Annotated in this window: 32 protein-coding genes; 13 read left to right on the top strand and 19 right to left on the bottom strand. The window is 47.0% G+C overall.

The window, feature by feature from the left end; all coding sequences use genetic code 11:
• Positions 1–194: 194 nt before the first annotated feature.
• Both V6B33_RS06930 and V6B33_RS06925 read left to right on the top strand, forming a co-directional pair.
• Positions 195–1,064, top strand: coding sequence for an HAD family hydrolase (locus V6B33_RS06930; RefSeq protein WP_334217004.1), 870 nt, complete (start codon positions 195–197; stop codon positions 1,062–1,064).
• Positions 1,065–1,123: 59 nt separating this feature from the next.
• Positions 1,124–2,218: a PQQ-dependent sugar dehydrogenase gene (locus tag V6B33_RS06925; protein WP_334217003.1), complete on the top strand. Its 1,095-nt coding sequence runs from the start codon at positions 1,124–1,126 to the stop codon at positions 2,216–2,218.
• A gap of 195 nt (positions 2,219–2,413) precedes the next feature.
• Here V6B33_RS06925 and V6B33_RS06920 read toward each other — a convergent pair whose 3' ends face one another.
• From V6B33_RS06920 to V6B33_RS06855, 14 genes are all read right to left on the bottom strand, one after another.
• Entirely contained in the window at positions 2,414–3,364 is a 951-nt protein-coding gene (locus V6B33_RS06920; protein ID WP_334217002.1) for a nucleoside hydrolase, read from the bottom strand.
• A 212-nt stretch (positions 3,365–3,576) separates the two neighbouring features.
• Positions 3,577–3,741: a YvrJ family protein gene (locus V6B33_RS06915; RefSeq protein WP_334217001.1), complete on the bottom strand. Its 165-nt coding sequence runs from the start codon at positions 3,739–3,741 to the stop codon at positions 3,577–3,579.
• A gap of 48 nt (positions 3,742–3,789) precedes the next feature.
• Positions 3,790–4,338, bottom strand: a complete 549-nt coding sequence (locus tag V6B33_RS06910) for an N-acetylmuramoyl-L-alanine amidase family protein (RefSeq protein WP_334217000.1) — start codon at positions 4,336–4,338, stop codon at positions 3,790–3,792.
• 18 nt (positions 4,339–4,356) lie between these two features.
• Complete coding sequence (locus V6B33_RS06905; protein ID WP_334216999.1) at positions 4,357–4,989, bottom strand: D-Ala-D-Ala carboxypeptidase family metallohydrolase; 633 nt, start codon at positions 4,987–4,989, stop codon at positions 4,357–4,359.
• 311 nt (positions 4,990–5,300) lie between these two features.
• The gene (locus V6B33_RS06900) at positions 5,301–5,519 is read right to left on the bottom strand and encodes a hypothetical protein (protein ID WP_334216998.1); all 219 of its coding nucleotides are present in this window, start codon (positions 5,517–5,519) and stop codon (positions 5,301–5,303) included.
• A gap of 2 nt (positions 5,520–5,521) precedes the next feature.
• The gene (locus tag V6B33_RS06895; protein ID WP_334216997.1) at positions 5,522–6,091 is read right to left on the bottom strand and encodes a sigma-70 family RNA polymerase sigma factor; all 570 of its coding nucleotides are present in this window, start codon (positions 6,089–6,091) and stop codon (positions 5,522–5,524) included.
• A gap of 525 nt (positions 6,092–6,616) precedes the next feature.
• Complete coding sequence (locus tag V6B33_RS06890) at positions 6,617–7,408, bottom strand: SDR family NAD(P)-dependent oxidoreductase (RefSeq protein ID WP_334216996.1); 792 nt, start codon at positions 7,406–7,408, stop codon at positions 6,617–6,619.
• 161 nt (positions 7,409–7,569) lie between these two features.
• Entirely contained in the window at positions 7,570–8,217 is a 648-nt protein-coding gene (locus V6B33_RS06885; protein ID WP_334216995.1) for a TetR/AcrR family transcriptional regulator, read from the bottom strand.
• A gap of 29 nt (positions 8,218–8,246) precedes the next feature.
• Entirely contained in the window at positions 8,247–9,263 is a 1,017-nt protein-coding gene (locus V6B33_RS06880) for an ABC transporter permease (protein WP_334216994.1), read from the bottom strand.
• The gene (locus V6B33_RS06875) at positions 9,253–9,981 is read right to left on the bottom strand and encodes an ABC transporter ATP-binding protein (RefSeq protein ID WP_334216993.1); all 729 of its coding nucleotides are present in this window, start codon (positions 9,979–9,981) and stop codon (positions 9,253–9,255) included. The genes V6B33_RS06880 and V6B33_RS06875 overlap by 11 nt, the downstream gene beginning before the upstream one ends.
• 303 nt (positions 9,982–10,284) lie before the next feature.
• A complete protein-coding gene (bshB2, locus tag V6B33_RS06870; protein WP_334216992.1) occupies positions 10,285–10,968 on the bottom strand; it encodes a bacillithiol biosynthesis deacetylase BshB2 in 684 nt (227 codons plus the stop codon).
• Positions 10,969–10,984: 16 nt separating this feature from the next.
• Positions 10,985–11,332, bottom strand: coding sequence for a YojF family protein (locus V6B33_RS06865; RefSeq protein ID WP_334216991.1), 348 nt, complete (start codon positions 11,330–11,332; stop codon positions 10,985–10,987).
• Between the two features lie 545 nt (positions 11,333–11,877).
• Positions 11,878–12,687 (bottom strand): pyridoxine/pyridoxal/pyridoxamine kinase, encoded by an 810-nt coding sequence (pdxK, locus tag V6B33_RS06860; protein WP_334216990.1) that lies wholly within the window; start codon positions 12,685–12,687, stop codon positions 11,878–11,880.
• 145 nt (positions 12,688–12,832) lie between these two features.
• Positions 12,833–13,183, bottom strand: a complete 351-nt coding sequence (locus tag V6B33_RS06855) for a general stress protein (protein ID WP_334216989.1) — start codon at positions 13,181–13,183, stop codon at positions 12,833–12,835.
• Between the two features lie 148 nt (positions 13,184–13,331).
• On the opposite strand from V6B33_RS06855, the gene V6B33_RS06850 reads away from it, so the two are divergent.
• From V6B33_RS06850 to V6B33_RS06830, 5 genes are all read left to right on the top strand, one after another.
• The gene (locus tag V6B33_RS06850; RefSeq protein WP_442915484.1) at positions 13,332–14,099 is read left to right on the top strand and encodes a DUF4230 domain-containing protein; all 768 of its coding nucleotides are present in this window, start codon (positions 13,332–13,334) and stop codon (positions 14,097–14,099) included.
• Positions 14,100–14,114: 15 nt separating this feature from the next.
• Positions 14,115–14,789, top strand: a complete 675-nt coding sequence (locus V6B33_RS06845) for a uracil-DNA glycosylase (protein ID WP_334216987.1) — start codon at positions 14,115–14,117, stop codon at positions 14,787–14,789.
• Between the two features lie 86 nt (positions 14,790–14,875).
• A complete protein-coding gene (locus V6B33_RS06840) occupies positions 14,876–15,052 on the top strand; it encodes a uracil-DNA glycosylase (RefSeq protein ID WP_334216986.1) in 177 nt (58 codons plus the stop codon).
• 227 nt (positions 15,053–15,279) lie between these two features.
• Positions 15,280–15,573 (top strand): YwdI family protein, encoded by a 294-nt coding sequence (locus tag V6B33_RS06835; RefSeq protein WP_334216985.1) that lies wholly within the window; start codon positions 15,280–15,282, stop codon positions 15,571–15,573.
• A 21-nt stretch (positions 15,574–15,594) separates the two neighbouring features.
• Positions 15,595–15,966: a DUF423 domain-containing protein gene (locus V6B33_RS06830; protein WP_334216984.1), complete on the top strand. Its 372-nt coding sequence runs from the start codon at positions 15,595–15,597 to the stop codon at positions 15,964–15,966.
• A gap of 121 nt (positions 15,967–16,087) precedes the next feature.
• Here the strand turns inward: V6B33_RS06830 and gerQ are convergent, their stop codons facing one another.
• Positions 16,088–16,600 (bottom strand): spore coat protein GerQ, encoded by a 513-nt coding sequence (gerQ, locus tag V6B33_RS06825; protein ID WP_442915483.1) that lies wholly within the window; start codon positions 16,598–16,600, stop codon positions 16,088–16,090.
• A gap of 36 nt (positions 16,601–16,636) precedes the next feature.
• Positions 16,637–17,059: a cell wall hydrolase gene (locus tag V6B33_RS06820; RefSeq protein WP_334216982.1), complete on the bottom strand. Its 423-nt coding sequence runs from the start codon at positions 17,057–17,059 to the stop codon at positions 16,637–16,639.
• A gap of 300 nt (positions 17,060–17,359) precedes the next feature.
• On the opposite strand from V6B33_RS06820, the gene V6B33_RS06815 reads away from it, so the two are divergent.
• Positions 17,360–18,280 carry a LysM peptidoglycan-binding domain-containing protein gene (locus V6B33_RS06815; RefSeq protein WP_334216981.1) on the top strand — a complete coding sequence of 307 codons (921 nt, stop codon included), beginning with the start codon at positions 17,360–17,362 and terminating at the stop codon, positions 18,278–18,280.
• 73 nt (positions 18,281–18,353) lie between these two features.
• Here V6B33_RS06815 and hemQ read toward each other — a convergent pair whose 3' ends face one another.
• Positions 18,354–19,097 (bottom strand): hydrogen peroxide-dependent heme synthase, encoded by a 744-nt coding sequence (hemQ, locus tag V6B33_RS06810; RefSeq protein WP_334216980.1) that lies wholly within the window; start codon positions 19,095–19,097, stop codon positions 18,354–18,356.
• Between the two features lie 317 nt (positions 19,098–19,414).
• Between hemQ and pta the strand changes: the two genes are divergently transcribed.
• Positions 19,415–20,386, top strand: coding sequence for a phosphate acetyltransferase (gene pta / locus V6B33_RS06805; RefSeq protein ID WP_334216979.1), 972 nt, complete (start codon positions 19,415–19,417; stop codon positions 20,384–20,386).
• Positions 20,387–20,721: 335 nt separating this feature from the next.
• Entirely contained in the window at positions 20,722–21,564 is an 843-nt protein-coding gene (locus V6B33_RS06800) for a lipoate--protein ligase family protein (protein WP_334216978.1), read from the top strand.
• Between the two features lie 462 nt (positions 21,565–22,026).
• On the opposite strand, the gene V6B33_RS06795 is transcribed toward V6B33_RS06800, so the two are convergent.
• Positions 22,027–22,836, bottom strand: a complete 810-nt coding sequence (locus tag V6B33_RS06795) for an RsfA family transcriptional regulator (RefSeq protein WP_334217078.1) — start codon at positions 22,834–22,836, stop codon at positions 22,027–22,029.
• A gap of 456 nt (positions 22,837–23,292) precedes the next feature.
• Here V6B33_RS06795 and V6B33_RS06790 point away from each other — a divergent pair, with 456 nt between their 5' ends.
• From V6B33_RS06790 to V6B33_RS06780, 3 genes are all read left to right on the top strand, one after another.
• A complete protein-coding gene (locus V6B33_RS06790) occupies positions 23,293–23,517 on the top strand; it encodes a DUF1450 domain-containing protein (protein ID WP_334216977.1) in 225 nt (74 codons plus the stop codon).
• Between the two features lie 330 nt (positions 23,518–23,847).
• Entirely contained in the window at positions 23,848–25,149 is a 1,302-nt protein-coding gene (locus tag V6B33_RS06785; RefSeq protein ID WP_334217077.1) for an HD domain-containing protein, read from the top strand.
• A 90-nt stretch (positions 25,150–25,239) separates the two neighbouring features.
• Positions 25,240–25,749 (top strand): YwgA family protein, encoded by a 510-nt coding sequence (locus V6B33_RS06780; RefSeq protein WP_334216976.1) that lies wholly within the window; start codon positions 25,240–25,242, stop codon positions 25,747–25,749.
• Positions 25,750–26,077: 328 nt separating this feature from the next.
• Here V6B33_RS06780 and V6B33_RS06775 read toward each other — a convergent pair whose 3' ends face one another.
• Positions 26,078–26,263 (bottom strand): 2-hydroxymuconate tautomerase, encoded by a 186-nt coding sequence (locus V6B33_RS06775; RefSeq protein ID WP_334216975.1) that lies wholly within the window; start codon positions 26,261–26,263, stop codon positions 26,078–26,080.
• Positions 26,264–26,382 lie beyond the last annotated feature (119 nt).

Genomic DNA, 26,382 nt, shown 5'->3' with positions numbered 1-26,382 from the left:
CGGGCAGGATATGCATGAACATTCAAATATACTGTATAAAGGCGATGATTATAAAAATTGCCGCGAGTTTGGTACAATGCTAATTAACAAAAGCCGGAGCAGAACGAGACTGGCATTTGAATCTGCGCATTGCAGCTGGATAAAATAATAACAACTCAACCGTGAAAAATCACAGAGATGAAAGGTGACGGATTATGATCACAAGCATTACGACCGATATGGATGGTACATTATTAAACGAAAATCAGGAAATCAGTGAAGTGAATAAACAGGCGATTCTTGACGCGCAGCAGCAGGGGATTGAAGTCATCGTTGCAACGGGGCGTTCTTATGAAGAAGCACGATACGTCCTGCAGGATGCCGGTATTTCCTGTGATATCATCTGTGTGAATGGGGCCGAGGTCCGCAGCAAGGAAGGAAAAATCATTTACCAGTCGGGCATTCCGTCATTACATGCGAAGGAAATCGCAGCAGCCCTGAATGAGACAGGTATTTACTTCGAAGTCTATACAGATAAAGGCACGTATACCGAGAACTATGAGATGGGCATCGAGCTGATCGTCGATATTTTTACGACAGCAAACCCTGCGGTAAAGGAAGAGCAAGTAAGGCAATCCGCACGTGAACGCTTTGAAAAAGGTCATATAAAACTCGTGGAGGACTATGGGACATTATTTAACGACGATTCACAGCTTGTCTATAAATTCCTCGTTTTCTCCTTTGATGATGATCAGCTGAATGCAGCCGGTGAAAAATTGAAAACGATAGAGGGGATTGCGGTCAGCTCATCAGGTAAAGAGAATCTGGAAGTGAACAGCATCGATGCCCAGAAAGGCGTCGCATTGCAGAAAGTATTGAAGGACAAAGGTCTTTCACCCGAAGGAGCCATGGCAATGGGCGATAACCTGAATGACCTGTCGATGATGAAAGTAGTCGAAAGACCGGTCGCGATGGGGAATGCACTCCCTGAAGTGAAGGAATTCTGTGCGTACCAAACGGCCATGAACCGTGAAGACGGGGTGGCCAAAGCCATCAGGGAAGCGCTCCAATCTCCAGTGAAATAGTCTGAACCTGCCACGGATTGCCCATACTGATGTAAAAAAGATAAGGGAGCCGGTGAACCATGAGAATGATGTTTATCAAAAGAAGGATGATCGTGATAATCGGACTTCTGCTCATTCTGTCATCATGCGGATCAGGACAACAAGAGGAAGAAAGCAGATCAGTCAGCAAACGCGGGACCGAACATAAGGTATTGGCCGATAACCTCTCCATCCCATGGTCAATCGTAAAGAATGGAGAGGATTTCTATCTCACGGAACGCACCGGGGGAATGGTTGAAATCAGCGACGGCAGACAGGCGGAGGTGAAGGTGAACCTATCCGAGCCGCTAGCCAGTCAGCCGGAAGCAGGATTCATGGGTCTCGTGCTTCACCCGGATTTCAATGACAATAAGCAGGCATTTGCTTACTATACCTATAATGAGGAAGACGGGACACCTTATAACAGGGTGGTGGTGCTTGAAAGGTTGGAGGATTCCTGGGATGAAAAAGAGGTGCTTCTCGACAAGATCCCTAGCGGGGCACAGTATCACCATGGAGGACGGCTGGAAATCGGACCGGATGGAAAGCTGTATATCACAACGGGAGACGCCACGCGGGAAGAAAAAGCACAGGAACTGAACTTCCTCGGAGGCAAGATTCTCCGCTTGAACCTGGACGGCAGCATTCCAGATGATAATCCGTTCGGAGACTCTCCCGTATATTCGTATGGACACCGCAACCCGCAAGGCCTTGCCTGGAGTGCAGATGGGAAATTGTACGGTACAGAGCACGGGCCAAATGGCTATGATGAAGTGAACCTCCTTCAGGCCGGAAAGAACTATGGATGGCCGGTCATTACAGGGGATGAAACCGGGGAAGGGATGATAACCCCGCTCATCAACTCAGGGGAACCCTCCTGGGCGCCGTCTGGAGCGGATTTTTGGAAGAATAAGCTGGTCTTTGCCACACTTGCAGGGAATGCGGTCAAACGATTCGATCCGGAAGCGAATGAGGTTGTAAATCTGATTGAAGGGTATGGCCGGATCCGGGACGTGCTCGTGGAAGGGGATACCCTGTATTTTGTGACGAATAATACTGACGGCCGCGGAATCCCGAAGGAATATGATGATAAACTCTATAAAGTGGATTTGAATTCTCTTGCGTTGGAAGAATAACTTGAAAAAAGCCTTCTCCTGTAATGATTACAGAAGGAGGCTTATTTTAATCCTGCTCCAGTGCGTCTGGCCCCTCAAGGCGTGTAGAGTCAAAGATCGACTTTATCGGAATGCCCTCCAACACTTATAGGGGCTGACCGGGGCGCTTGCGCTTTTCTTAGGGGGAAAGCGGTTCTGTTCACGGGCTTGCCGGGGTCAATCCCTCGTCAGGATATCCAGGACATTTGCTGTGAAGGCACCAATATCCATACTGACTGCCACTCTCGCACAGCCGGCGCCGGTACATTCCTGAACCCCTGGACGGAAATCGGCGATACTGAGTCCCTCCGCATAGCCGTCTTCATCCTCTACCTTCACTTGTTTACTCACATAAGTAAAAATGCCGGGTAGTTCGAGGGCGGCGATGACCGCGGAAAGATCATGCTGCGGCGTACCTTCGATGCCTGGCTCGAGCTGCTGATAGGCTTCGTAATAGAAGTCGAGAATCGGTTTGATGATTTGCAGCAGCGGGGTATCTGCACGCGAACCTATGAAATCTGTCAAAGCCGGGGTCAGCAGCGCGTCGCGGGTGACATTGAGAGGAATAATGGTAAGTCCCGGGGCGTTCCGGCAGACAAAGTCGGCCGCCTGGGGGTCTCCGTAGAAGTTCGCTTCTGCGACTTCGGTGACATTGCCGGGCTCCAGAAAGGCGCCGCCCATGATATACGTCTCCTTCACAAGATTCATCACTTCCGGACTTAAATACCAGGCAATCGCCAGCGACGTACATCTGCCGACATTGACAATCGTGATGTCATCCGGATTCTGTTTGATCAGCTGAAACAATCTAGTGAAATTGGTTCTGCGCTGAAATGGTTCCGGGGACATGGGTGGAGAGATGGGGCCAAGCCCTTCTTCTCCGTGGATTTCAGGGAAAAAGACCGGTGTGTCCCCGCTTAACGGACGGGTGCTTCCTGCAATGACCGGGATATCCGTGCGCCCTCCAAGTTTCAGCAGGTAGGCGGCATTCCGCGCGCTCCGGTCACGGTCTGTATTTCCGTAACCGGCAACGACGGCCATCAAGTCGATGGCGGGATGCTGCAAGGCATAAATCAGTGCCATGGCATCGTCAATGCCGGTATCGGCAAACAATATGATTTTTTTCATCTATTTCACCTCCTCTTACTTCATATGATAGAGAAGGACGGCCTGCATGTTTGAAAGTACTAGATTCATTTGTAAATCTAGTAAAACAGTACTTTCTACCTTCTTTACTTCATGATAGACACCGCTGTCAGACTCTGTGCAACAGCTCTGAACCCTTTAATATCATAAAAAAAGGAGAGAGAACCATTGCGGCTCTCTCTCCTTTTCGTGCTCTATTTATCTTCCTTGCCTTCCTGTTTGGAGAAGGCTTTGGATAGGGCGTGGATGGCAAGTTCGAGTTGTTCAAGTTTCTTTTCAAGTTTGACGAGCAGAAAAAGGGTGACTGCAATCGGAAAACCGAAATTGCCCAATAATTGAATGAACACAGAATATTCCATTGCAAGACCTCCTTACGAATGGTTGCTTGAAACAGTGGTCTAGAAAGTCTATGGCTGCAGATTCATTGCTTTTGCAATCCCTGAAGTTATGGCCTGCGACAATCCTTGAATGAATGTGGAATTTTTTAAATAAGAAGCATCGCCTGCATGGTCGATGAACAGATTCTCGAGTAAAATCGCCGGCATCGCGGTTTCCCTCAGGACGGCGAAGTTGGCTTCTTTCTGTCCTCGGTCCCGAAGGCCGTACCCTGCATAGAATTTCATCATCTCTGAATGGACGACATCCTGGCGCCGACCCGTTTCAGAGCCGGACGTGCCGGGATAGATGTAGCTTTCAAACCCCGTTCCCCCTCCGGCATTGTGGTGGAAGGAGACAAAGTAATCGGCTCCAAGTCCATTTGCAAACTGGGCCCGCTCTGATAATCCGACGTAGACGTCTGTCGAACGCGTCAAGGTGGCGTCGACGATATACTGTTCTTCCAGAAGTGTCCGTACCTTTGAAGCGATGGTCAATGTCAGCTGCTTTTCCTGAAGTCCGTTTCCGGTTGCTCCGGGGTCATTTCCGCCATGGCCGGGGTCAAGTACGATCTTTGGCATGCTTATCATCCTCCCTTCTTATGCCCAATACCAGAATTGAGATCCGTATGGGTACTCGATGCGGCTGTCGACATGGACAAAGGTATTGTATTTGATGATCCCGCTGAATCCGCAGGTTTTTGCCATTTCTGCTGTTTGGGAAGGTGTCTTGCCTGAAGGGTCAGTATCGGCTGCCACCCCGTACAGGTGCATGCTGTTCGAAGCCCCGCCGACATTGCTGTTGTGATTGATGCTCCTGAAGCCGGAATTGATGGTGATCGGCGCATTGCCAAGCTTCTTGCGGAGAGCTTCCAGCTTGTACATCAAGCGGCGTACATTTTCCTTTACCTGACTCGAGCCGACTTTCCCGCCTGAAAAACCGCTGCCGTCTTTGGAGTGGAATTCACTGAAATTGAAATTGGCAGTGGATCCGTCGCTGCTTTCAAGTGCATTCAGCTGATTGTGGGTCTGTGGACCGGCAACTCCATCAACAGACAATCCGTAAGCACGCTGGAATCGCTTGACGGCTGCTTCTGTACCCGGACCGAAAGCCCCGTCAACCGTCACTTTAGTCTGTGAAGCTGTGTCAGAAGCCCAGCCCGCCACGCGGATTTGAAGTTCCTTAACATCACTGCCCGAATCACCATTTCTCATTGTTCTCGTCCAGTTCATACAAACATCTCTCCCTCAGGTTTAGTGGATTTTTGATTGAAGGCCCGCCCGGCACCGCTTTATTGCGATGCGGGAAGGGCTTAAGTGGTGAGACAGCCAAAAGGGATGCGGAGTAAGAAGGGCCATCCCTGCCGCGCTTACTCCGTTTTGTTTGCCTTACACTCTATAAAGAAGAGGGTGGGCGGGAAATGACAACCTTTGATATGAAATTTTTTCTGGGACGAAAAAAGACAAGCAAACACGAGGGGGGCGCGTTTGCTTGTCCATTTTTATTAGGGCGTTGAGCTTCATTTCAACGAGTGCCGGCGCGGCTATTTTGTTAAATCGAATAATCCGGGCACATCTTCAAGGGAGTAGTTACGGACATAGGTGATCACTTTGATCTTTAGTTCCTGTTCAAGATCTTCACGGTTTTCCTGCTGCGTCAAATGCAGCGACTTCCTGATCTTGGGCTCAAAGGTGCGGACCACGTTCACCTCATAAAGCGAGTTATCTTTCGCTTCTTTCACCATCTCATAAAGTGCGTTCATTCTCATGCTCCTTTCTGCAATTGTTCTCTTAATTTTGTCAAAGCATTTCTGTGGGATTTGGAGACAGCCTGCTGCGAAACCCCGAGGGCTGAAGCAATCTCTGTATCATTCATTTCTTTCACATAGGCAAGGTCCAGGATCTCCCTTTGTCTGTCCGTCAGTCCTATGAATGCAGCCAACAGCGCATCGTCACTGATTGCATCTTCCAGGGATTGTTCAGGTAATGTGAGGTGTTCCCCGGAATCGGGAATCATGTCTTTAAATGATCCATCTTCATCCCCCCCGAGCGGCTGGTCGAGGGTCAACAGCTGCCGGCCACGGTGCAGACGGATTTTTTTATCAAAATTGACGCTATGAAAATATAGGGATGAACTTACATAGGAAGTAAATCGAATTCCAAAGTAATGAGCCTTAAATGCTTCGTTCAGACAATCCTCCGCTGAAGGGCTGGGTGACGTCAAAAATTCTTTCAGAAGTTCCTGGTGTTCGGGCTGGGTCATAAACGATTCCACTGCTTTATTTCCTTTTAAATCAGGATAGATACGATAAAATCTTTCTTTTAATGAGTCCATTTTTTCACCACCATTAGAACGTATGTTCGGTTAAATGTTTAAAAAAAAAGCGGCGGATGCGATTCCTGCTTTTAGTATATAAAGAAACCTCTATCAAAAAAATGACAACCTCATCGATTAATATCGTTCCAATGTACTATTCATTAAACCATATGCCGGTTTATTTATGAAGGGAGGAATGCACTAATTTTTCCTGAAAAGGGAGGAATAGTTAGGGGTGGGGGTGTAAAGGGCGCGTGTGGCGGGAGTTGAAAGTTAGTGGTGAAGGAAAGTTGAAGATAAATGAGGCGAAGTTGAAAATAAATGCTGAAAGTTGAAAATATATTGTGCGAAGTTGAAAATAAGTGTCCCAAAGTTGAAAATAAAAAGCCGGGAATTGGATGGAAACCAGTAGGATTTCGATGAAAAACGGCATTCATATTAAACTATCCGCTGCCAGAATGGTTTTAACCTCGTCTGATTAGCTCGGATTATACAAAATGAACCCGCCGCTGACGATAAAGCGGCGGGTTTCAATCACAAAATTCATCGCATCACACTGCCGCCGGAGATCTTGACGGACTCGCCGACAATGTTCGCTGCTGCATCACTCAATAAATAGACGATGGTGTTCGCCACTTCTTCAGGGGAAGTCAGCCGGCCGGAGGGGATGCTGTCTTTGGCAAGCTCCAGCTGCTCCTCGTAGCTGCGGCCATTTCTCTCACCCTTGGATTTGATGGCATTCCTGCCCATTTCGGTATCTACATAGCCCGGGCAGATCGCATTGACACGCACACCATGCTCGATGGCTTCAAGAGCGAACGCCTGAGTAAAGCCTATCACGGCGAACTTGGATGCACTGTATGCCGCATTGCCGTGCGTGCCTCTCAAGCCGGAAAGGGAGGAAATATTAACGATCGCCCCGTTCCGTTTCTCTTTCATTCCCTTATAGATGTGCTGTGTGAGCTCGACCAGTGCAAAATAATTGAGCTCCATGGTACCCCGCAAATCGTCTTCCGACAGGTTTTCGACGATATCCCCGCCGCCGATTCCAGCCGAATTGACGAGACCGGTGAACGGGCCGAATTCGTTCTCGGCAAACTCAACCAGCTGGTCACGTGCCTGCGGAGTGGTCAGGTCCGCTTTGACGGCGAACGCGTTATCCTCGCCGCATTCCTTCATCAAGTCATTCAGTTTCTCTTCATTCCTGCCCGTTATGGTGATGCGGGCACCGGCAGCAACGGCTGCTTTTGCGGCCGCAGATCCGATTCCACCGGTGGCCCCGGTGATTAAAATGTGCTGTCCTTCTAAAGTCTTTTTGTGAAATGGAAAGTTCATCGTATAACCTCCTCTTCCTATATAAGTACCTTACCCGTGAGGAAGAGGAGTAAAACGACCTCATTTTAAGCACCGTCCCATGAGAGGGGATCATTGTCTGGCCACGGGAAAAGTATAACAAAAAGAGCTCCGGTGCTAAACGGAGCTCTTTCCTGTCATCCTTATTCTTTCCCCACACCATTCATGATCATTTGCACCGTCATGTCGATCTCTTTTTCGTCATCCCATTCTTCTTCAGGCAGGAATACATAGCGGACGAGAAGCAGACCGAAAATACTGGTGGCCGAGAAGCGCACGACTGCCGGAGACGGGAGGTCGATGATCTGGCCTTTTTCTTTGTAGTGATCGACAAGTGAAGTGAATTTATCAAAGATTTTACGGGCGATATGCTCCTTGAACTGCTCTTTGAGTTCAGGATGAAAGGGAATCTCCTGGATCAGGATTTTAAAGACGGTCATATTATCCTTCAGGAATTCCTGTCGGTTCAGGATCATCGCTCTCAGAAAATCTTCGTAGTGCTCGTATTTGGCGTCTAATACCTTGTTGATATCACGGATCACGAAAGGTGCGATCAACTTTGCCATCGTCGGAGAAACGATCGAAAGAAGCAGGTCCTTCTTTGTTTTATAATGACGGAAAATTGTTCCCTCTGCTACGCCTGCTTTCTTGGCGATCTGACTCGTGGAGGTGGAGGCATAGCCTTTGTCGGCAAACATCTCGATCGCGGCTTCCACGATCTTCTGCTGCTTCTCCGTGAACGGTTCTTCCTGTTCGAATAATTGTTTAAAGATATCTTTTTCTTCAGACATGGATAAACCCCTAACGTAGTCGTTGTATCTTATATTTTACGGTATTTTTTTAGGGCTGCAACATTTAGCGTAATGAACAGCAGGGAAAATCCGGCAAGGACAGCCAGATCGATCAGCAGGTCAGTGAACCCGAACCCCCGGATCATCACATCGCGGAGTGCATCGGCTGCATAATAAAGCGGCGTGATCGGACCGATCCAGCTGAGCCATTCTGAAATCGTGTCGAGATTGAACAATCCGGAAAAGAAGATCTGCGGGACCACGACGATCGGGATGAACTGCATCATCTGCAACTCATTCTTGGCAAAAGCGGACAGCAATATTCCGAGCGTCAACGCAGTAAATGAAAGCAGCACGATGACAATCAATACGTTAAAGAAGCTGCCGGCCATCATCATGTCGAGAATATAGATGGCATACCAGGAAATCAACGCTGCCTGCAAGAGCGTCACAATCCCGAATCCTAAGACGTAGCTGACGACCATTTCCCAAATCTTGATCGGTGAAGCCAGCAGCCTCTCAAGCGTGCCCGTCGTTCGTTCTCTTAAAAAAGAAACCCCGCTTACTAAAAATACGAAGAAGAACACGAAGAACCCAAGCAGAACCGGCCCGAATGAGTCAAACATCCCCATCTCTTCATTTCCGTATAGAAAAGTCACCCGATCCGATAGATTCAAAGATTGAGAAGGAAAGAGTGTCTGAACCTTTTTCATCACGGCCCCGTTGACCGACGGGTCGCTTCCTTCCACCACAATGTCTGGTGTGGAGGGATCGTCGAACGTGACATATCCGTCCAACTCGCCGTCCTTCATCGCTTCAAGTGCTTCATCTTTATGTTCATAGCTTTCAAATCCGCTGACATCCAGTTTCGCTTCAAGAGGCTTAGGGACATCGACGATAGCCACCTTCGGCTCGTAATCTTCTGAAGAAAACACAAGCGAGAGCATCGTCAAAATCAAAATCGGAGCCAAAAACATCAGTGCAAGCGTCCGTTTATCCCGGAAAAGCTGCCTGATGATACGAACGACAAATCCTCTAATTCTCAACGGAAACACCTCCATTTTTCAAAAAGACCTCTTCGATTGAACCCACACCGTATTGTGTTTTAATCGCAGCCGGCGTGTCGCTCGAAATGATTTCCCCATGCTGGAGGAGGCCAAGCCGGTCACAGCGCTCCGCTTCATCCATGACGTGCGTTGTGATGATGATCGTCCGCCCGTCTTCCTTAAGCTTCCGGAATCCGTCCCAAATCTCTTTTCTCAGCACCGGGTCAATTCCGACTGTGGGTTCATCAAGGAACAGGACCTCGGGATCATGCAGAAGTGCGATCGCAAGCGACAACCTTCTTTTCATGCCCCCTGAAAACTGGTGGACCGGCTTATTTAAGTGGGGGAGCAGGTCGACCATCTCCATCACTTTTTCAATCTGCTGTTCCCGCTGCGCTTTTTTGAGACCGTAAAGAGAAGCTGTGAAAGCCAGATTCTCCTTCGCCGTCAGGTCCTGATAAAGGGCATCGGACTGTGACATATAGCCGATGGAAGGATACAACTTCTTCGCTTTCAGCCTGCTTCCCTTGAACGTGACACTCCCGCTTGACGGGAGCTCAAGCCCGATCATGAGCTTGATCAGTGTCGTTTTTCCGGATCCGGACGGACCGAGAAGCCCGTAGATCTCACCTTGCTCAATATCGAGCGATACGCCTTTAAGGACATCTTGGGTTTTAAATGATTTTGAAAGATTGCTAACCTGTATGATTGCGTCCATGATTTCACACCTTTCGAATGGTTGATGTGGAATAGTGAGTGATTACTCACTTTTAATATAAATGGTTTGGGCGGGATTGTAAAGTGAGTAATCACTCATTTGTTAAGTTTGATAAGTTTGAAGAAATAATTTTGGTTTACTAAAATTTACACCGTTTTTGAAAAATTATGATGAAATACCAATCTATAAACGGCATGAGTCAGGTTTTGCTGCAACACAAAAAGCATGAAACCTCATAAAAGATTCCATGCTTAAATAAATGCATTCAGTTTCCAAAACATATTGCTTTTTGCCGGTAATTCATCAATCGACCTTGTCATTCTCCCATTGATAGCTCCAGAAGTTTTCGACGGTGACCCATTTTAATGCTTCGGGATCGTTGGTTTCAAGACCTTTTTCGAGATCTTTTAGCATCCAGGCGGTCTGGGAGATATGGGCTTTCAATGTTTCGATCTTTTGATCTCTTACTGATGTGATGTCGTTGATAATATCAGGCTCGCCAAGTTCTTCGCGGCAGTTCTTGGAAAAGGCGAGACAGTGCAGTTTCGGCCGTGATCCTTTCGGAAGGCGACGGACGGCACGTACGACAGCCCTTGCCGTTGCTTCATGATCGGGATGAACTGAGTAATCCGGATAAAAGCTGATAATCAAGGAAGGGTCAAGTTCTTCGATCAATTCCGTCACCATGTTCGCGAGTTTTTCGTCGTTTTCAAATTCGAGAGTTTTGTCGCGGTAACCCATCATGCGCAAGTCTTTGATGCCCATCGCTTCAGCTGCTTTTTTCAATTCTTTTTTACGGATAAGGGGCAGCGATTCCCTTGTTGCAAACGGTGGATTTCCGAGATTGCGCCCCATTTCACCCAATGTGAGGCAGGCGTACGTAACGGGGGTTCCGTTGTTTATATGCGTTGAAATCGTACCGGACACGCCGAATGCTTCATCATCCGGATGCGGGAAGATCACAAGTACTCTTCTTTCTTTTTCCATTGAGGTCTCTCCTTTCTCAGTTAAATGGATTGGGGCTGATTTCGAGTGCCACTGCAAGCTTTCCGTCTGCACCGTGGCCTGCCATCAGCAGCCGGCCGTGCTCATCCATCTCGTAGTGGGTGAGGCCTTCGGCATAGATCCAGCCGAGCTCGATCTTCAATCCGACGCGGAAAGGTCCGTCCCCGATAATTTTACCGTGCTCATAATTGACTTTTGCGTTACGGATATAGGCTCCGGCGTTGAAGAATCCTTCGTTGAAGTGGGCGGCGTATGCCCCGTTCGTCGTTTCCAAATGTATATAGACATCCTGGCGGGCAAATTGATTGATCAATCCCTGCGCGTCAGCGATCCTGATCGGTTCCATTCCATTTCCTCCTTAGGTACAGAAAAGAATTTGTGTATGATGTTCTATTTTACTAAAATTTTTCCGTGATTGCGAAAAGTCTGTTTGTGCGGGGGGATTGGCGGAGTGACAAGGGAAATCGGGTCGGGCGAATCATTGGGTAGTTATGCGGTTTTCTAAGAGTTGGGGGAAAATAAGTCGGGAGGAAGGGATTGAAATAGACATATTTGTTTATTTTTACTGATTTAATCCTTGATTATGCTGGAAATCATCCCATTTCATGACGTTTTTATAAATTCGCTAGATAAGAAAAGTAGAAATCCCTTCTTCATCAACGGAATATAACTATATTAATATTGATTGTGCCACTTTTGAATTTTATTGCGCCGGATATTCATTAATTCTTGAGCCGATTTCCAAATAATTGCGCCAGTTGTCGAAAAATCTTCATTCTCTCATCCGCAGTTCATATCCAGGCCTCCTAGCAACGGCATAAAAAAACTCCAACCAAAAAAGGGTGCCAGGCACAAATCATCCAATTTGTGCCTGGCACCCCGGACCTCAATTTAGTTCTCCAAACGGTTGTAAGCTCCGTGCATGACAGGGCCGACGTATTCGTTCAGCTTGAAGCCGTGTTTGATTGCGGCTGTGACGAATTTTTTTGCGTTTTCGACGGCTTCTTTCACATCCTGGCCGTTGGCAAGGTTTGATGTAATGGCTGCGGCGAATGTGCAGCCGGCGCCGTGGTTGTATGTCGTTTCCACTTTTTCTTCTTCTAAAAGGGTGAACTCGCTGCCGTCATAGAACAGGTCGAGTGCTTTGTCGTGCTGCAGCTGCTTGCCGCCTTTGATGACAACGTTCTTCGCTCCGAGGTCATGGATTTTCTTTGCCGCTTCTTTCATGCCGTCGATCGTTTTGATCGGTCCGGTCTGAGCGAGCTGGCCTGCTTCGAACAGGTTTGGCGTGACGACGGTCGCGCGCTGAAGAAGGTGCTCCCTCATGGCATCCGTCGTTTCTGGATTCAGGACTTCGTCTTCTCCTTTGCATACCATAACAGGGTCGATGACGACTTTATCCAGTCCGAATTGGTCGATTTTCCTGGCAGCAAGCTCGATGATTTCGACGGTTCCGAGCATGCCGGTTTTCATCGCGTCGATTCCGACAGACAGAACGGTCTCCAGCTGAGCTTCGAGCGTATCGATTGAAAGCGGGTGAACACTGTGGTGCCAATGGTTATTGGGATCCATCGTGACGACGGTCGTCAGCGCGGTCATTCCGTAGACTCCGTGTTCCTGGAATGTTTTCAGGTCCGCCTGGATGCCGGCTCCTCCGCTCGTATCCGATCCGGCGATTGTAAGGGTTTTTTTCAATGACATGGATGAGTACCTCCTATTGTTTTCGATTCTATTTTAGTCTGAATTAAGAATATAATACTGCGTGCGGAATGACAAATTTTCTTTCTTTTTCAAGCACGAAGAAGGCCCGTCCCTCAACGCTGTGTGGGCGGGCCTTCAGTTTGATTTAGAACGGGCTAGCGTTATTTGCTCTTGCTTCTTTGGATGCGACAATGACCAGTTTCCCCTTGTCGAGTTCTTCTTCGTAGGTGTCTGCTTCTGTCTGGTTCATGCCTACAGCTTTCATTTTCGAACGAAGTTCATCTCCGCGGCTTTTGAACAGGTTCCCCATGCTTTCGATCATTCCCTGCTCTTTCACTCCGATGGACTCTGTACCTGTTCCGTGCGTAATATCCTCTGAGCGGTGTTTGTCATGGGCAAACACATAAATATCGTCTTTTGTGTAGCCTTCCGATGATAAGGTTTCGATTTTCGTTTTCGCTCCTACCACGTTTTCTACAACTTCTACTTTATACATAAAATTTCAACCTCCAATTGTTATTTTGATCTTGTTAGTGTTGTTCCCGCTGCACACAGATTAAAACTTCCATAATCTAGCAATTAATTTTGATAGATTAATTGTTTCCAAGATTCGACAGGTTTTCTTATAATAGAGAGTAAGGAAGGTGAAGTATTTGAGTAATCAACATGAAAAGATCAGGCAAATGGAAGGGATTTTGGAAGAGTTAAAGGCGAACGAAAGAGAAACGAGTGCTGCGGTGGCCGTTAATCATAGAAGCAGAAGCAACAGGAAATCATGGAAACTGATGACGTCGGTTCTGTCTTTCTGGAAGAATCGGATTCTGCTTATCCTGCTTCTGATCATTGTACTGGTGGGAGGGACCGCGATTGGCATGTATTCCTGGCTGGGGGGGTCCACTTTTACAGAGGAGAGGGGTTCGTTTGTGGAGCGGATCCAGGAGATGAGCTCGCTCGCAACCGCACAAGGGTTTGTGAAAGCGGTTATTGAACAGGAGGATAATCAGCTGTTCGGAAAGGATATCGGTGCTGATATCCCGGGTACGAAGCGGGAATTGCTGATGGTGGTGCCTGGAACGGTGCTGGCCGGCGTCGATTTACAGCAGATTGATAAAAACGATATAGTAGTCGATGAAGAGAAGAAACAGATCCAGCTGACGCTGCCCCGGGCCGAGATTCTTCAAGAACCATCCATCGATACGGAACATATCAAAACGTTCTCCGTTGAAGGGATATTCAGAAATGACGTGGACTGGAATGAAGGCTTTGCACTGGCAGATGTGGCAAAAGATCTGATCAGTCAAGAAGCGATTGAACAAGGCATTCTTCAGGCAGCTGAGAAAAATGCCGAAAAATCGCTGAAGGGTTTCTTTGAACAATTGGGGTATAAAGTGAATATTACGTATCAGGACTAGAAAGGATGTCTCACATTGTCACCTGCTATTTTTCAAAATGATTGGTCCCGGATTCTGGAGGAAGAGATTCAGAAAGACTATTATTTGAAGTTAAGAGAGTGGTTGAAAAGAGAATATCAATCGTCGGATACGCATCCGTCCATGCATGATCTATTCAATGCGTTCCACTATACCGCCTATAGGGATGTAAAGGTCGTCCTCTTGGGACAGGATCCCTATCATGGACCGGATCAGGCAGAGGGACTCAGTTTTTCTGTCAAAAAAGGCATAAAAGTGCCGCCGTCTCTGCGCAATATGTACAAGGAGCTTCAGGATGATATCGGCTGCAGCATTCCGGATCACGGTTCGCTTGTGAAATGGGCGGAACAGGGGGTCCTGCTGCTGAATACCGTTTTGACCGTCGAGGAAGGGAAGGCGCACTCTCACCGGGGAAAAGGGTGGGAGGAATTCACGGATGAAGTGATACGGCTTCTGAATGAACGCAAATTGCCGATGGTGTTCCTTTTATGGGGAAAACCGGCACAAAGCAAACGGTCGTTGATCGATGAGTCAAGGCATAAAATCATCACTGCCCCTCATCCGAGTCCATTATCGGCCCACCGGGGGTTCTTTGGCAGCAGACCTTATTCCCAAGCGAATCAATTTTTAAAAGAGCAGGGAATGAATGAGATCGACTGGTGTATTGAATAAGGAGGGTGTTTCACGTGAAACATCCATGAACCCCTCTGCTTTTCATTGCGGGAGGGGTTTCAGCTTAACGGCAGGAGGAGAATGTGGTGAAAAATGAAAAGCGGATCAACTGCTTCGGGTGCCGCTATTTTTATACGACATGGGAACCCGCACATCCACGGGGCTGCAAAGGGTACGGCTTCAAGACGAAGGCGATGCCGTCGACGGTCGTCCTCCAGTCATCGGGAAGTCCTTGTTTGAAGTTTGTGCCTAAATCGAAATAATCTGCTGTTCAAGAAATTGTTGATTTTGTTCTCTGTTAAAAGGCTGCTGGATTTACAGGCTCGATGTGAGAGAAAAGCCGGTGCCTGCATAAGCTCAGGCGGGGTTAACATGCCTTTGTTGAAATCAGCCGGCAAAGAACCTATTTGATTATTCTCCGATTTAGAATTAGGATTATGGTATAGATGATCACGATACGCAAGCTCTTGAACGTGAAAGGAGGCACGGGATGAATATTCCTCATCACAGCGTCATGAAAAGGATGGAACAAGAATTGGCAAAAGCAAAATCTGCCGATAAAGCCCGGCAGATTCGAGAGCATATACATTCGATCAAAGTATTATGTGAAGTCCTGCTCGAGGAGAACAACCAGGAAGTGAGCTTCAATGCTCCAGTACAGCCTCAGCAGACACTCCCGTATGCCCCTAAGCAGCAGCCTGTCCAGAAGCCGGTGTCGATCCAGAAAGAAGAACCGCTTGAGACAGACGATGGCGCTAATGGGGACTCATTATTTGATTTTTAATAGGAGCGGAGGAGAAGTACGATGAAGACATTCATCATCATTGGAGCGCTGAGTGCCTTTTTATCAGTTGGTCTCGGTGCATTCGGTGCACACGCGTTAGAAGGCAAGATCGACAAGAAGTACATAGATACATGGAATACAGGTGTTCTATATCAAATGTTTCATGCGATCGGCATCATCATCATCGGGGTCCTGATGGGAACCGTTTCCCCGACTTCACTGCTGTCCTGGTCGGGCTGGCTGATGGTGATCGGTACGATTTTATTCTCGGGAAGCTTGTATGTCCTCAGCTTATCCGGGATCAAGATCCTCGGGGCGGTCACGCCATTTGGCGGAGTGAGCTTCCTTGCAGGGTGGATCCTGCTGGTGATTTTTGCAGCAAAAACAATGTAATGACTGACTCCCCGGAGTCGGTCTTTTTTTTGTGTGTGCATAAGTCCGTCCCGCACTGCATTATTTTCGAACACAAAAATATAAGTGTTCAAAAGGATATTTTGAACACTTAGGGTGGTGATTATCGCTGTGAGTAATTGGCCATGCCGTTTGCCCCGAATGGGTATTCGTATTCGATTTCTTCGTCGAAGGTGATGTAGTCAAGATAGATCATCGGGATAAGGTAGCGCGTTCCCGTCTGAGGATCACTTAAGATGAGGTGATCGCGGCCCGCGGCTTCGATGATTCCTTTGAATACCTTCGCATTCCACTCTGTATTGTTTTCAAATGTGGCATAAACAGTCGCTACTTTCCCTTTGTTCAGGCGGAGGATGTTCTCGATATAAGACTCTTCCACGGGAAGCATACCAGGAACGGCCTGCGATTGTGCCTGCGCACTTTGCGGAGGCGGGACCTGGAGTCCCCCGTTTTGAGCATTTTGCATATATTGGGCCTGACCTTGCTGGCCTTGAGGGCCCTGCCCCTGCATTCCTGCAGAATAATATTGCCGATAAGGATCATAAGCAGCTTGAGTATACCCTTGGTAAGGGTTGTATTGATTATTTGACAAGTGATATACCTCCTTGAAAATCATGATTTGTTCATTTTTTTTGAAAAATGGGCCTCCAAGTTAATAGGCTTTTGGACAATCTGCCCTGGTTGGATTAAAGAAACAATGTGATTTGAAGCGGCCTGAATTGGCTTGGTTATACCATTCGGCAGGACAGCTTCCTTCCGGCCGAAAGAACCACAACGAATTGGAAGCAGGATGATATCTCTTGCCGTTGATCGTTTTTCTGGCAAGGTTGATGTCTTTCTCCCTTGCCCGCTGATAGAAATATCCCTTTTGTGTGGCTTCAAATCCGCCCGGGCTTTGAAACACCATTCTTTGAATCGTGTTGATATCTTTAAAGTCCAGACATCTTACCCTTACCCGGTTGATTCCGACGTTCCCCACCATCAACATTCCCAGCTGACCATCTCCCTCGCCTTCAGCTCTCATCAATCGAGCGAGGAGCTTTACTTCCTTCCCGTTAAAAGGAACTACAGCCATCTTCCCACCTCACTTCAGAAGATGCTTTCTGTCTCACTATTTCATGTCTATGTCCGGAAGGGAAAAGATATTCTAATAAATGGGGAGAATAGATAAAATCAGATCTTGCCGAAGATTCAGCTGGTGAATAATCACATGGATTCAGCAGGTGAATAAACCCAATAGTTCACCAGCTGAATAAACCGGCTTCATCAACAGCTGAAAATGGGCTCATCTTCATGTAACTTGCCGTTTATCCTGCCGTCTAATAGTAGTAAGGAAAAGGTAAACACCAAGAATAATCATTATGGGGGCTTTACGATGAAAAAAAGCACATTTTTCAAATCAGCTGTCATGGCTTTGACCATATCGGCGCTGGGGATTTCCAGTACTGGGGCAGCGAATTTCCATCTGATCCAAAAAGGGGATACACTCTGGGGCTTGTCGCAAAAGTACGGGATGACAGTAGATCAATTGAAGGAGAGCAACAATCTGGATTCCAACACGATTTATGCAGGAGAAAAGCTTCGTTTCAATAAAGTGGTCACCGTCAAAAAAGGAGATACGCTATGGAGCATGGCGAAAACACATAATAGTACGGTCGGTCAATTGAAGCATATGAACCGGTTGTATTCAGATACCATCTATATTGGCCAAAAGCTTGAAATACCATCGTTTGCATTGGTAAGGGCAGGAGATACATTGTGGGGTATCAGCAGGGAGTATGGATTGACGCTGGAAGAACTGAAAAACAGGAATGGGCTGCAGAGCAATCTGATTTTGGCCGGTCAAGTCCTGAAGGTGAATAAGACAACAGCGGATCAATCTGCGGGCTATGATGCCGAAAAGATTATACCCGGTTTAACACCTTATATCGGATACTATTACACGTCGGAAGAGCCACGTAAATTCATCCTTCAATCGACCAATGACGATTATTATTTCACCAGAGTCGAGGTGCTCGGGGCCGATACAGATATCCGCTCTGTTAAGAAGAATGCACAAGATCAGCTCAAGCTTCTGGGGAAGGTCACCGAACTCCCGACTGAGCATTCATTGCCGTTTTACAAAGGTGCAGAATTTCTGCTGCATGCACACGATTCCACTGTGCAGACAAATATCGCTGTGAAAAAAGTGGATGGTGTTCTGTTGAAGTTTACGATCCACTTCCGAAATGCGGAGGAATCGGAAGGAATCGTGCCGGAAATGTTGAAGATGCTGAACACAATCGAAATAAAGTAGTGGATTAGAATGAAAAAAAGCAGTCCATTCCGGAGTAGAATGCTCTCCAAAATGGACTGCTGTAAATCATTTATTATACATGAAGGAATTTCGCGATTCCTTCTTCTTCTAAAAGATTCCCTACATAGAAAGCTCCGAATTCGCCGTAACGGGCACTTACTTCGTCGAAACGCATTTCGTATACGAGCTTCTTGAATTGAAGGACATCGTCGGCGAATAGCGTAACGCCCCATTCGTAATCGTCAAAACCGACAGATCCGGTGATGATTTGCTTCACTTTCCCTGCATATTGACGGCCGATCATGCCGTGGCTCTTCATCATGGAACGGCGATCTTCCATCGGCAGCATGTACCAGTTATCGTTCCCTTGGCGGCGCTTGTCCATCGGATAGAAACAGATATGCTTCGCCTTCGGAAGGATCGGATAGATGCGTTCCTGAACATAAGGGTTGTCGTATGGGTCGCCTTCAGTCGGCATGTAGTTTCCAAGCTCGACAACAGATACGTATGAGAACGTTGGAATCGTGAATTCAGCAATTTTCAGCTTATTGAATTCATTTTCAAGCTCATTCAATTCTTCCATCGTCGGACGAAGGATCATCAACATGAAGTCTGCTTTCTGACCGACAATCGTATAAAGGGCATGACTGCCTTCTTTTGCAGCCTGAGTGGTATTTAACTTATCCAAGAAGCGGTGGAATTCAGCGGTTGCCGTCGCTCTTTCTTCGCTCGGAAGCATCTTCCATGAAGTCCAATCCATCGCACGGAAATCATGCAGTGAATACCAACCATCCAATGTTTGTGCTGGTTCTGCCATGTTCAATCACTCCTTATAGTTCTTAATCCAATTTCACTATATCATAGTTTGGTCACGGAGGAGGAATCCGAAACCCAACTGTCGTTAAAATGGCACAATTAGAAGGATAGGAAGCGCTTCATCGGAACACACTAAACGTTGTTTACATAGTGGGTTGTTCGCAATTCATAATGGGTATAGGAAGAGTCAGTGCAAGGATGAATTTTTTGAAAACAAAAACTTTTGTCGTGTAACCGATAACATTCATCCTTTTCCTTGAATTCCTATAAGAGTAGAGTATTCTAAGAGTGGAAATGTAAAACAAGGAGGTTCCTCTATTGAGTAACTTATTTACAACGTTAACAGATAAAATCAAAGGCAAAGAATTGAAGATCGTCTTCCCGGAAGGTACGGATGAGCGCATTTTACGTGCAGCATCCCGCCTGGCAAGCGACGGTGTGCTGACTCCGATCGTCATCGGGAATGTCGAAGAAGTCCAGGCTGCAGCAGCCAACTCAGGCGTCAAGCTTGATGGGTGCGAGCTAGTGGACCCTGAAGCATTTGCAGGCATGGATGACCTTGTGAAAAGCTTCGTTGAACGCCGCAAAGGGAAAGCGACCGAAGAAGACGCAAAGAAAATCCTTCTCGACGGCAACTACTTCGGAACGATGCTCGTATATACCGGACAAGCACACGGTCTCGTGAGCGGTGCTGCCCATTCAACGGCTGACACAGTCCGCCCGGCCCTTCAAATCATCAAAACAAAAGAAGGCGTACGCAAAACATCAGGCGTCTTCATCATGGTTCGTGAAGAAGAGAAATACGTATTCGCCGACTGTGCCATCAACATTTCCCCTGACAGCCAGGACCTTGCGGAAATCGCGGTGGAAAGTGCCAAGACGGCTGAAATGTTCGACATCGATGCAAAGGTAGCAATGTTGAGCTTCTCCACTAAAGGATCGGCCAAATCGGCTGAGACTGAAAAAGTGGTTCAAGCCGTTACACTTGCAAAAGAAAAATCACCTGAACTGACAGTAGACGGCGAATTCCAATTCGACGCAGCCTTCGTCCCATCCGTTGCAGAGAAAAAAGCACCGGGCGCAGACATCCAAGGAAACGCGAACGTCTTCGTATTCCCAAGCCTCGAAGCCGGAAACATCGGCTACAAAATCGCCCAGCGCCTAGGAAACTTCGAAGCAGTAGGACCGATCCTCCAAGGATTGAATGCCCCTGTAAACGATCTTTCCCGCGGATGCAACGAGGAAGATGTGTACAAGCTGGCATTGATTACGGCTGCTCAGGCGTTGTAATGACTTTAGGAAGGGCTGGACTCAATTTGGGTCCGGTTCTTTTTTTGTGGGTGGGGGATTTGGTTGAGCCTGGCTCAATAGTGGGTGCCAAACACAGAATACCGTTTTTGTGCCTGGCACAAAGTTGTGTTCTGTACAAGGTTCAGGCTAGGGAATGTACCAGGTACAATGGAGTCGATTTGTACAGGTACATCCGTCATTACTTGGTGCCAGGCACAATCTACGGTTTTTGTGCCTGGCACCCACACCCACTTCCCCTCCCCACCCCGGTTTTCAATCCACACCACATTTTATGATATAATTAACCCGCATGTTTTCAGTGAAGGAGAAGCGTTATGGATAAGGATAAAGCATATGAACTGCTTCGCCGGGATCGGTGGAGGGTGATTGATCAGTCGAGCCTCGGGCCGATGTTCGGGGCGCTGCAGTCGTTTGCGATGGATGATACGCTGTGTACGGCTGTGGGGGCGGGTCAATCGGATCCGGCTGCACGGTCATGGGTCCATCATCAGACGGTGGTGCTCGGCATTCAGGATACGAAATTGCCGTTTCTGGCCGATGCGTTGAATGTGTTGGAGGAAGCGGGTTATCAATATATCGTTCGAAATTCAGGCGGATTGGCGGTCGTCCTTGACGAGGGGGTCCTCAATATTTCGTTGGTGTTCCCTGATTCGGAAAAGGGGATCGATATCAACCGCGGTTATGATGCGATGCTGCTGCTGATAAAGGAAATGTTCAGGGACTTTGATATGAATATCGAAGCGAAGGAAATCACCCGGTCCTACTGTCCGGGGAGCTATGACTTGAGTATCCGCGACCGGAAGTTTGCCGGGATCTCACAGAGGCGGATCCGGAACGGGGTGGCCGTTCAGATTTACCTTTGTGTAAACGGAAGCGGTTCAGAACGGGCGGAGTTGATCCGGAATTTTTATGAAAAAGGTCTTCGGGAGGAGCAGTCAAAGTTCACCTTCCCGAAAATCGAGCCCGAAGTGATGGCGTCGCTTGCCGAGTTGTTGGGGGTGGAGTTATCCGTCCAGGATGTAATGCTTCGTTTCCTTCGATCCTTGAAGGAATTCAGCGGCGAAATTTACTCGAGTGCCCTCCAGGGTGAAGAGTACACGATGTACGACATGTATTATGGACGTGTAGTCGATCGGAACGAAAAGGTTTTAGGGTAATCAAATAAAAAAAGATCAAATGGCCGTTGTGCACATTTGGTCTTTTTTTATTGGTTGGCCAAGTACAAGCTATAGTAATCTTTGTTGAAAAATTGAAACTTTTCTGGAAGCAGTTCGTACGTCTTGTGGTGCTCTGGAGCCGATTTGGGTGATTTTTGATAGTAGTAGAGTGTGAGGATTGTTTTGTGAAGCGGCAGATACGTCAGGGTGTATTTTTGGAGGAGGTATCCTGTTTCGCTCATAAATTTGACATATCGCGCATAAACAGGGCGATTTCGCTCATATATCCAAAATTCCGCTCATAAACCTTGTCATTTCGCTCAAAAAATGTACAGCCTTCACTGAAATGAACGAAAAATACCCCCGTATACTGCCATGAAACCAATAAAAGCCAGCACACCCTTTTAATAAAAAGGCATACTGGCTTGGGAACCCTGTTTAAGGGGGGCTCGCGTACAACAGTTACTCTGCGACTTTTTCCAAATTCCCGTTCCGGTCCATCTTGAAGCGCGGTGCTTTCGCTTCGCCTTCTTCATCGAACAGGACAAGTTTGCGAGCGCGGTTCATGATCTGCATGAGTGTTTCGTAGTCTTCCTGCATTGTGACCGAATTGTTTTCGAGTTCGGAGACTTTCTTTTCAAGCTCTTTGTTTTCTCTTCTAATCTCAGCGATTTCGTGCTTCAATCTCTGATTCTCGATTTTTACGATATCCGAGTTCATGCTGGTTTGTGCCATGTTTTGCAAGAAGGCAATCACTTTTTCAAGCGTGACTTCCCCGCGAAGACCGGCTGGGTTCACGATATGCTGGGCAGCGGGTGCCTGCGGTGCGACGGTCTGTTCTTCAACGGCTTCAGAGGCTTCAACTTCTGTCTTGGCAGAGTTCTGTGAAAGCTGCTCGGTTGCCGGGATATAATCTTCGAATTGGAATTCCATCTCCTCTTCCGCTTCCTCCATTGATAGAGACATAGCATCCAGTTCTTCAAATGAAGGTGTAGGCGGCTTGTATAATAGCTTTTTCTTTCCGCCCTGATCTTTCCCCAGTAAGCGGTGGCGCTGTTTGCGCTGTTTTTTTGCCAGTTGAAGAGCTTTCTCATATTGGTGCCGGACCACTGCATTCCAGCGGAACCCGCAGGCTGCCGATGTGCGGTTCAGTTTATCTCCGACTTCTTCAAAAGCGTTCAGCTGGGTACTGCCTTCGCGCACATGACGCAAGACGGTTTCGGCTAACATTAGATCATTTTCATCTGTCCAGGCATCCTGTCTGGTCTTCATCATATTCATCTCAACTCCCATAATTTACTTAAAGGCAATTTTCTTAAAAATTGTTGTTTCTCGTACGTGTTTCAGTCAGTTTAAACGGAGTGTGTTATCGTGCTCTTTTCATTTTCAAGCTGAAAAGGGAACGAGTTGACACCGGTGAAAACAACAAAGTATGTGAAAAGAGCCTACTTAAATTGCCTCGTTAAATTAAGGATGGGCAGTTTTATAGATTTTTATACGAATATGTTAAAAAATTTTTGAATCTGGTAGTTTCGTTGCGATTAGGCGGTTCACGGGCTACCCGAGAAAAGCGAAGACTTCCATGGAAATCATTAGCGGCTTATAAAGATGTATCCCTTCCACCTGGAAATCATGCTCTCTTGCAAATCCCCTCCGAAAGCTGTATTCTAGAAATCGATGTTTAGTCAAATGACGTTGATTTCAATAGATAGAAAGGGTTGTTGGCAGATGGCAAACGAATTCCGTGTTTGCGATGATTGTCAGGCTGTGAACTTAAAGACCTTGATTCCTAAATTAAACGAGATGGACCCGGATGCGCCGATAGATATCGCGTGCCAGTCCTATTGCGGTCCAGGACGGAAAAAGACATTCGCTTTTGTCAATAATCGTCCGGTAGCGGCATTGACGGAAGAAGAATTAATGGAAAAAATTCAAAAGAAAATAAAGAAATAACCGTTCTGATCCGAGAAACTTCCTATAAGGGAGTTTTTTCTTTTTCCTTATAATCCGCAAAACGCCCGTCCCGCTCTATTTGGATGGTGTTGTGTCATGAGGTTTACGTCTGCGGGTTAAAGGAAAGTATTTAAGGAATAGAGAATTAGGGTAAGAAGGTAAATGTTTTGTCAAGATGGTGTAAATGGCTGAAATTTTTTTGAGGCAGATGGAGTGCCCGGCGTGATGTGCTTAGGGGACATTTTTATATTTTTTTCGACAAATTTCGAGATGAATGCCGGGTCCAAAGTCGCTATAATAGAAATATGTTAGGCAGGAAGAGGGTAGATGATGGAGTATTCCAAGCAGAAATTACATGAAGAAAAAGTATTTAAAGACCCTGTTCATCGGTATGTTCATGTAAGGGATCTCGTGATTTGGGATCTGATTGGAACGAAGGAGTTCCAGCGTCTCCGGAGGGTCAGGCAGCTGGGAACGACGTATCTGACTTTCCACGGTGCAGAACACAGCAGGTTCAACCATTCATTGGGGGTATATGAAATCATCCGCCGTATCGTGGATGATGTGTTCGACGGACGCCCTGAATGGAATCAGGATGAGCGTCTGCTGTCTCTTTGTGCCGCGCTGCTTCATGATCTTGGGCACGGTCCTTTTTCACATTCCTTTGAAAAAGTGTTCCACCTTGATCATGAGCATTTTACACAGGAAATCATCCTAGGCGATACAGAAGTGAATGGGGTTCTCTCGAAAGTCGGGAAGGATTTTCCGAAGCATGTGGCGGAGGTCATCGCGAAGACGTATGAAAACAAGCTGGTTGTGAGCCTGATTTCAAGCCAGATCGATGCCGACCGCATGGATTACCTGCAGCGTGATGCTTATTTTACCGGGGTGAGCTACGGTCACTTCGATATGGAGCGGATCCTGCGCGTAATGAGGCCGCGTGAAGATCAGGTCGTGATCAAGCAGAGCGGGATGCATGCTGTCGAGGATTACATCATGAGCCGCTATCAGATGTACTGGCAGGTTTATTTCCACCCTGTGACGCGAAGTGCAGAAGTAATTCTGACGAAGATCTTACATAGGGCGAAGGCGCTTCATGAAACGGGATACTCTTTTAAGCAGAAGCCCCTTCATTTTTACTCCCTTTTTACCGGGGATGTGGCACTTCAAGACTACTTAAAGCTCGATGAATCGGTGATCATGTATTATTTTCAGATTTGGCAGGAAGAAGAAGACGTGATTCTGCGCGATTTATGCGAGCGGTTCATGAACCGCAACCTCTTTAAATACGTGGAATTCGATCCTGCGAAGGAATACAAGAAGCACAGTGAGCTCGAGAACTTGTTCAAAAAAGCGGGGATCGATCCCGACTATTATCTGGTGGTGGACTCCTCTTCGGACCTCCCGTACGATTTCTACCGGCCGGGTGAGGAAGAAGAACGTCTTCCGATCCATCTTTTAATGAGAAATGATGAGCTTCGGGAGCTCTCGAGGGAATCGGATATCGTGGATTCGATCTCGGGCAAACGCAGAACGGACCATAAATTATACTATCCAGTGGATTTACTATATGACGAATCAACGAAGAAGAATATAAAGAGACAGATCCGCACGATTCTGGAACTATCTTAGAAATGCGCTGTTTTTTAATAAAACAGTCATGACACCAAAGCCAATGGAGAATCTGCTAAACGCAATACTAGGAGTAGGAGATGACGTACATTGTTGAAAGAACATGCAAAACTGATGAGTGCCTTTTTAGCGTCCGGTGAAGTGGTGGGAAGGAAGAAGCTGCAGAAGATGATCTTCATTGCCAAGAAGCTGGCCTTCCCGTTTCAGGAAAAATTCCAATTTCATTTCTACGGCCCTTATTCAGAAGAGCTGACCCTGCGCGTGGAGGAGCTCTGCAATATGGGCTTCATCTCGGAAGTGCGGGAGAAAAAAGGCGGCTATTATCAATATCGTTACACCGTCACGAAAGAAGGGGAAGAATTCCTTTCAATCTATGAAAAAGATATCCCGAGCCTCAAGGACTGCCTGACCGATATGAACGGCCAGTCCGCACGCTTTTTGGAGCTTGTTTCAACGGTCTTATACTTTGATAATCTTTCTAAGGAAGAGGTTTGCGAAAAAGTATTCACACTGAAAAGCAAGCAGAAGTATACCGAAGAAGAAATCGATGAGGCGTTTGCCTACATTGAGGGTTTGAAGAAGGTAAAAGTCGTACAATAATGGATGGAGGGGCTGCTCTTTTAGGAAGGGCGGTCTTTTTATTTGTCAGTCGCCGGTTTTGAACGGGAGTAGGCTGGAGTTATATAAGTATGGCTGCCTGATGTGCTGACTTTTCCGGATTTATGCTGACAAATCGGATTATATGCTGACTTTTTTTCATTTATGCTGAAAAAATAGTGTTTATGCTGACTTTTATTGATATATGCTGATTTTACCTTATATTGAAATTCTGGTAGCATCCATTTTCGTCCGTATCCCGTTTTAATATCCTCCTTGCGACAAAAAACACCCTCAAAGCCATTGCTTCAAAGGTGTATCTTTGTGAAGTCTACTGATCACTCAATCTCTTCCCGCCAACGGCGTAATGGCCTTTCGTCATTTCTTCAATGAATACGACGATTTTGTCTTCGGCGGCCCCGGTTGTTTCGCTCACGGCCTGCGTGACTTTTTCGACGAGGGCTTTCTTTTGTTCTTCTGAACGTCCTTCAAGCATTTTAACGGTAATGTAAGGCATTATGATTCGCTCCTTATCTCTGATTTTGATACAATCGGGGGTAGAACCCTGCTTCTTTACTGTAATCCCGGAAGAGCGGGGAAGCAAGCTTTGATGATGAAAGTCATGAGCAGGACTTT

It is taken from the genome of Mangrovibacillus sp. Mu-81 (genome assembly GCF_036867415.1).
GTDB lineage: Bacteria > Bacillota > Bacilli > Bacillales > Bacillaceae_B > Rossellomorea.
The sequence above is the reverse complement of the archived record's forward strand: the minus strand, read 5'-3'. Positions and strand labels throughout refer to the sequence as shown.

Bases quoted from the DNA above. Each gene is read 5' to 3' on its own strand.
- V6B33_RS06930 (WP_334217004.1), top strand. From the start codon at position 195: ATGATCACAAGCATTACGACCGATATGGATGGTACATTATTAAACGAA.
- V6B33_RS06925 (WP_334217003.1), top strand. From the start codon at position 1,124: ATGAGAATGATGTTTATCAAAAGAAGGATGATCGTGATAATCGGACTT.
- V6B33_RS06920 (WP_334217002.1), bottom strand. From the start codon at position 3,364: ATGAAAAAAATCATATTGTTTGCCGATACCGGCATTGACGATGCCATG.
- V6B33_RS06915 (WP_334217001.1), bottom strand. From the start codon at position 3,741: ATGGAATATTCTGTGTTCATTCAATTATTGGGCAATTTCGGTTTTCCG.
- V6B33_RS06910 (WP_334217000.1), bottom strand. From the start codon at position 4,338: ATGCCAAAGATCGTACTTGACCCCGGCCATGGCGGAAATGACCCCGGA.
- V6B33_RS06905 (WP_334216999.1), bottom strand. From the start codon at position 4,989: ATGAACTGGACGAGAACAATGAGAAATGGTGATTCGGGCAGTGATGTT.
- V6B33_RS06900 (WP_334216998.1), bottom strand. From the start codon at position 5,519: ATGAACGCACTTTATGAGATGGTGAAAGAAGCGAAAGATAACTCGCTT.
- V6B33_RS06895 (WP_334216997.1), bottom strand. From the start codon at position 6,091: ATGGACTCATTAAAAGAAAGATTTTATCGTATCTATCCTGATTTAAAA.
- V6B33_RS06890 (WP_334216996.1), bottom strand. From the start codon at position 7,408: ATGAACTTTCCATTTCACAAAAAGACTTTAGAAGGACAGCACATTTTA.
- V6B33_RS06885 (WP_334216995.1), bottom strand. From the start codon at position 8,217: ATGTCTGAAGAAAAAGATATCTTTAAACAATTATTCGAACAGGAAGAA.
- V6B33_RS06875 (WP_334216993.1), bottom strand. From the start codon at position 9,981: ATGGACGCAATCATACAGGTTAGCAATCTTTCAAAATCATTTAAAACC.
- bshB2 (WP_334216992.1), bottom strand. From the start codon at position 10,968: ATGGAAAAAGAAAGAAGAGTACTTGTGATCTTCCCGCATCCGGATGAT.
- V6B33_RS06865 (WP_334216991.1), bottom strand. From the start codon at position 11,332: ATGGAACCGATCAGGATCGCTGACGCGCAGGGATTGATCAATCAATTT.
- pdxK (WP_334216990.1), bottom strand. From the start codon at position 12,687: ATGTCATTGAAAAAAACCCTTACAATCGCCGGATCGGATACGAGCGGA.
- V6B33_RS06855 (WP_334216989.1), bottom strand. From the start codon at position 13,183: ATGTATAAAGTAGAAGTTGTAGAAAACGTGGTAGGAGCGAAAACGAAA.
- V6B33_RS06835 (WP_334216985.1), top strand. From the start codon at position 15,280: ATGAATATTCCTCATCACAGCGTCATGAAAAGGATGGAACAAGAATTG.
- V6B33_RS06830 (WP_334216984.1), top strand. From the start codon at position 15,595: ATGAAGACATTCATCATCATTGGAGCGCTGAGTGCCTTTTTATCAGTT.
- gerQ (WP_442915483.1), bottom strand. From the start codon at position 16,600: ATGATTTTCAAGGAGGTATATCACTTGTCAAATAATCAATACAACCCT.
- V6B33_RS06820 (WP_334216982.1), bottom strand. From the start codon at position 17,059: ATGGCTGTAGTTCCTTTTAACGGGAAGGAAGTAAAGCTCCTCGCTCGA.
- V6B33_RS06815 (WP_334216981.1), top strand. From the start codon at position 17,360: ATGAAAAAAAGCACATTTTTCAAATCAGCTGTCATGGCTTTGACCATA.
- hemQ (WP_334216980.1), bottom strand. From the start codon at position 19,097: ATGGCAGAACCAGCACAAACATTGGATGGTTGGTATTCACTGCATGAT.
- V6B33_RS06800 (WP_334216978.1), top strand. From the start codon at position 20,722: ATGGATAAGGATAAAGCATATGAACTGCTTCGCCGGGATCGGTGGAGG.
- V6B33_RS06795 (WP_334217078.1), bottom strand. From the start codon at position 22,836: ATGAAGACCAGACAGGATGCCTGGACAGATGAAAATGATCTAATGTTA.
- V6B33_RS06790 (WP_334216977.1), top strand. From the start codon at position 23,293: ATGGCAAACGAATTCCGTGTTTGCGATGATTGTCAGGCTGTGAACTTA.
- V6B33_RS06785 (WP_334217077.1), top strand. From the start codon at position 23,848: ATGGAGTATTCCAAGCAGAAATTACATGAAGAAAAAGTATTTAAAGAC.
- V6B33_RS06775 (WP_334216975.1), bottom strand. From the start codon at position 26,263: ATGCCTTACATTACCGTTAAAATGCTTGAAGGACGTTCAGAAGAACAA.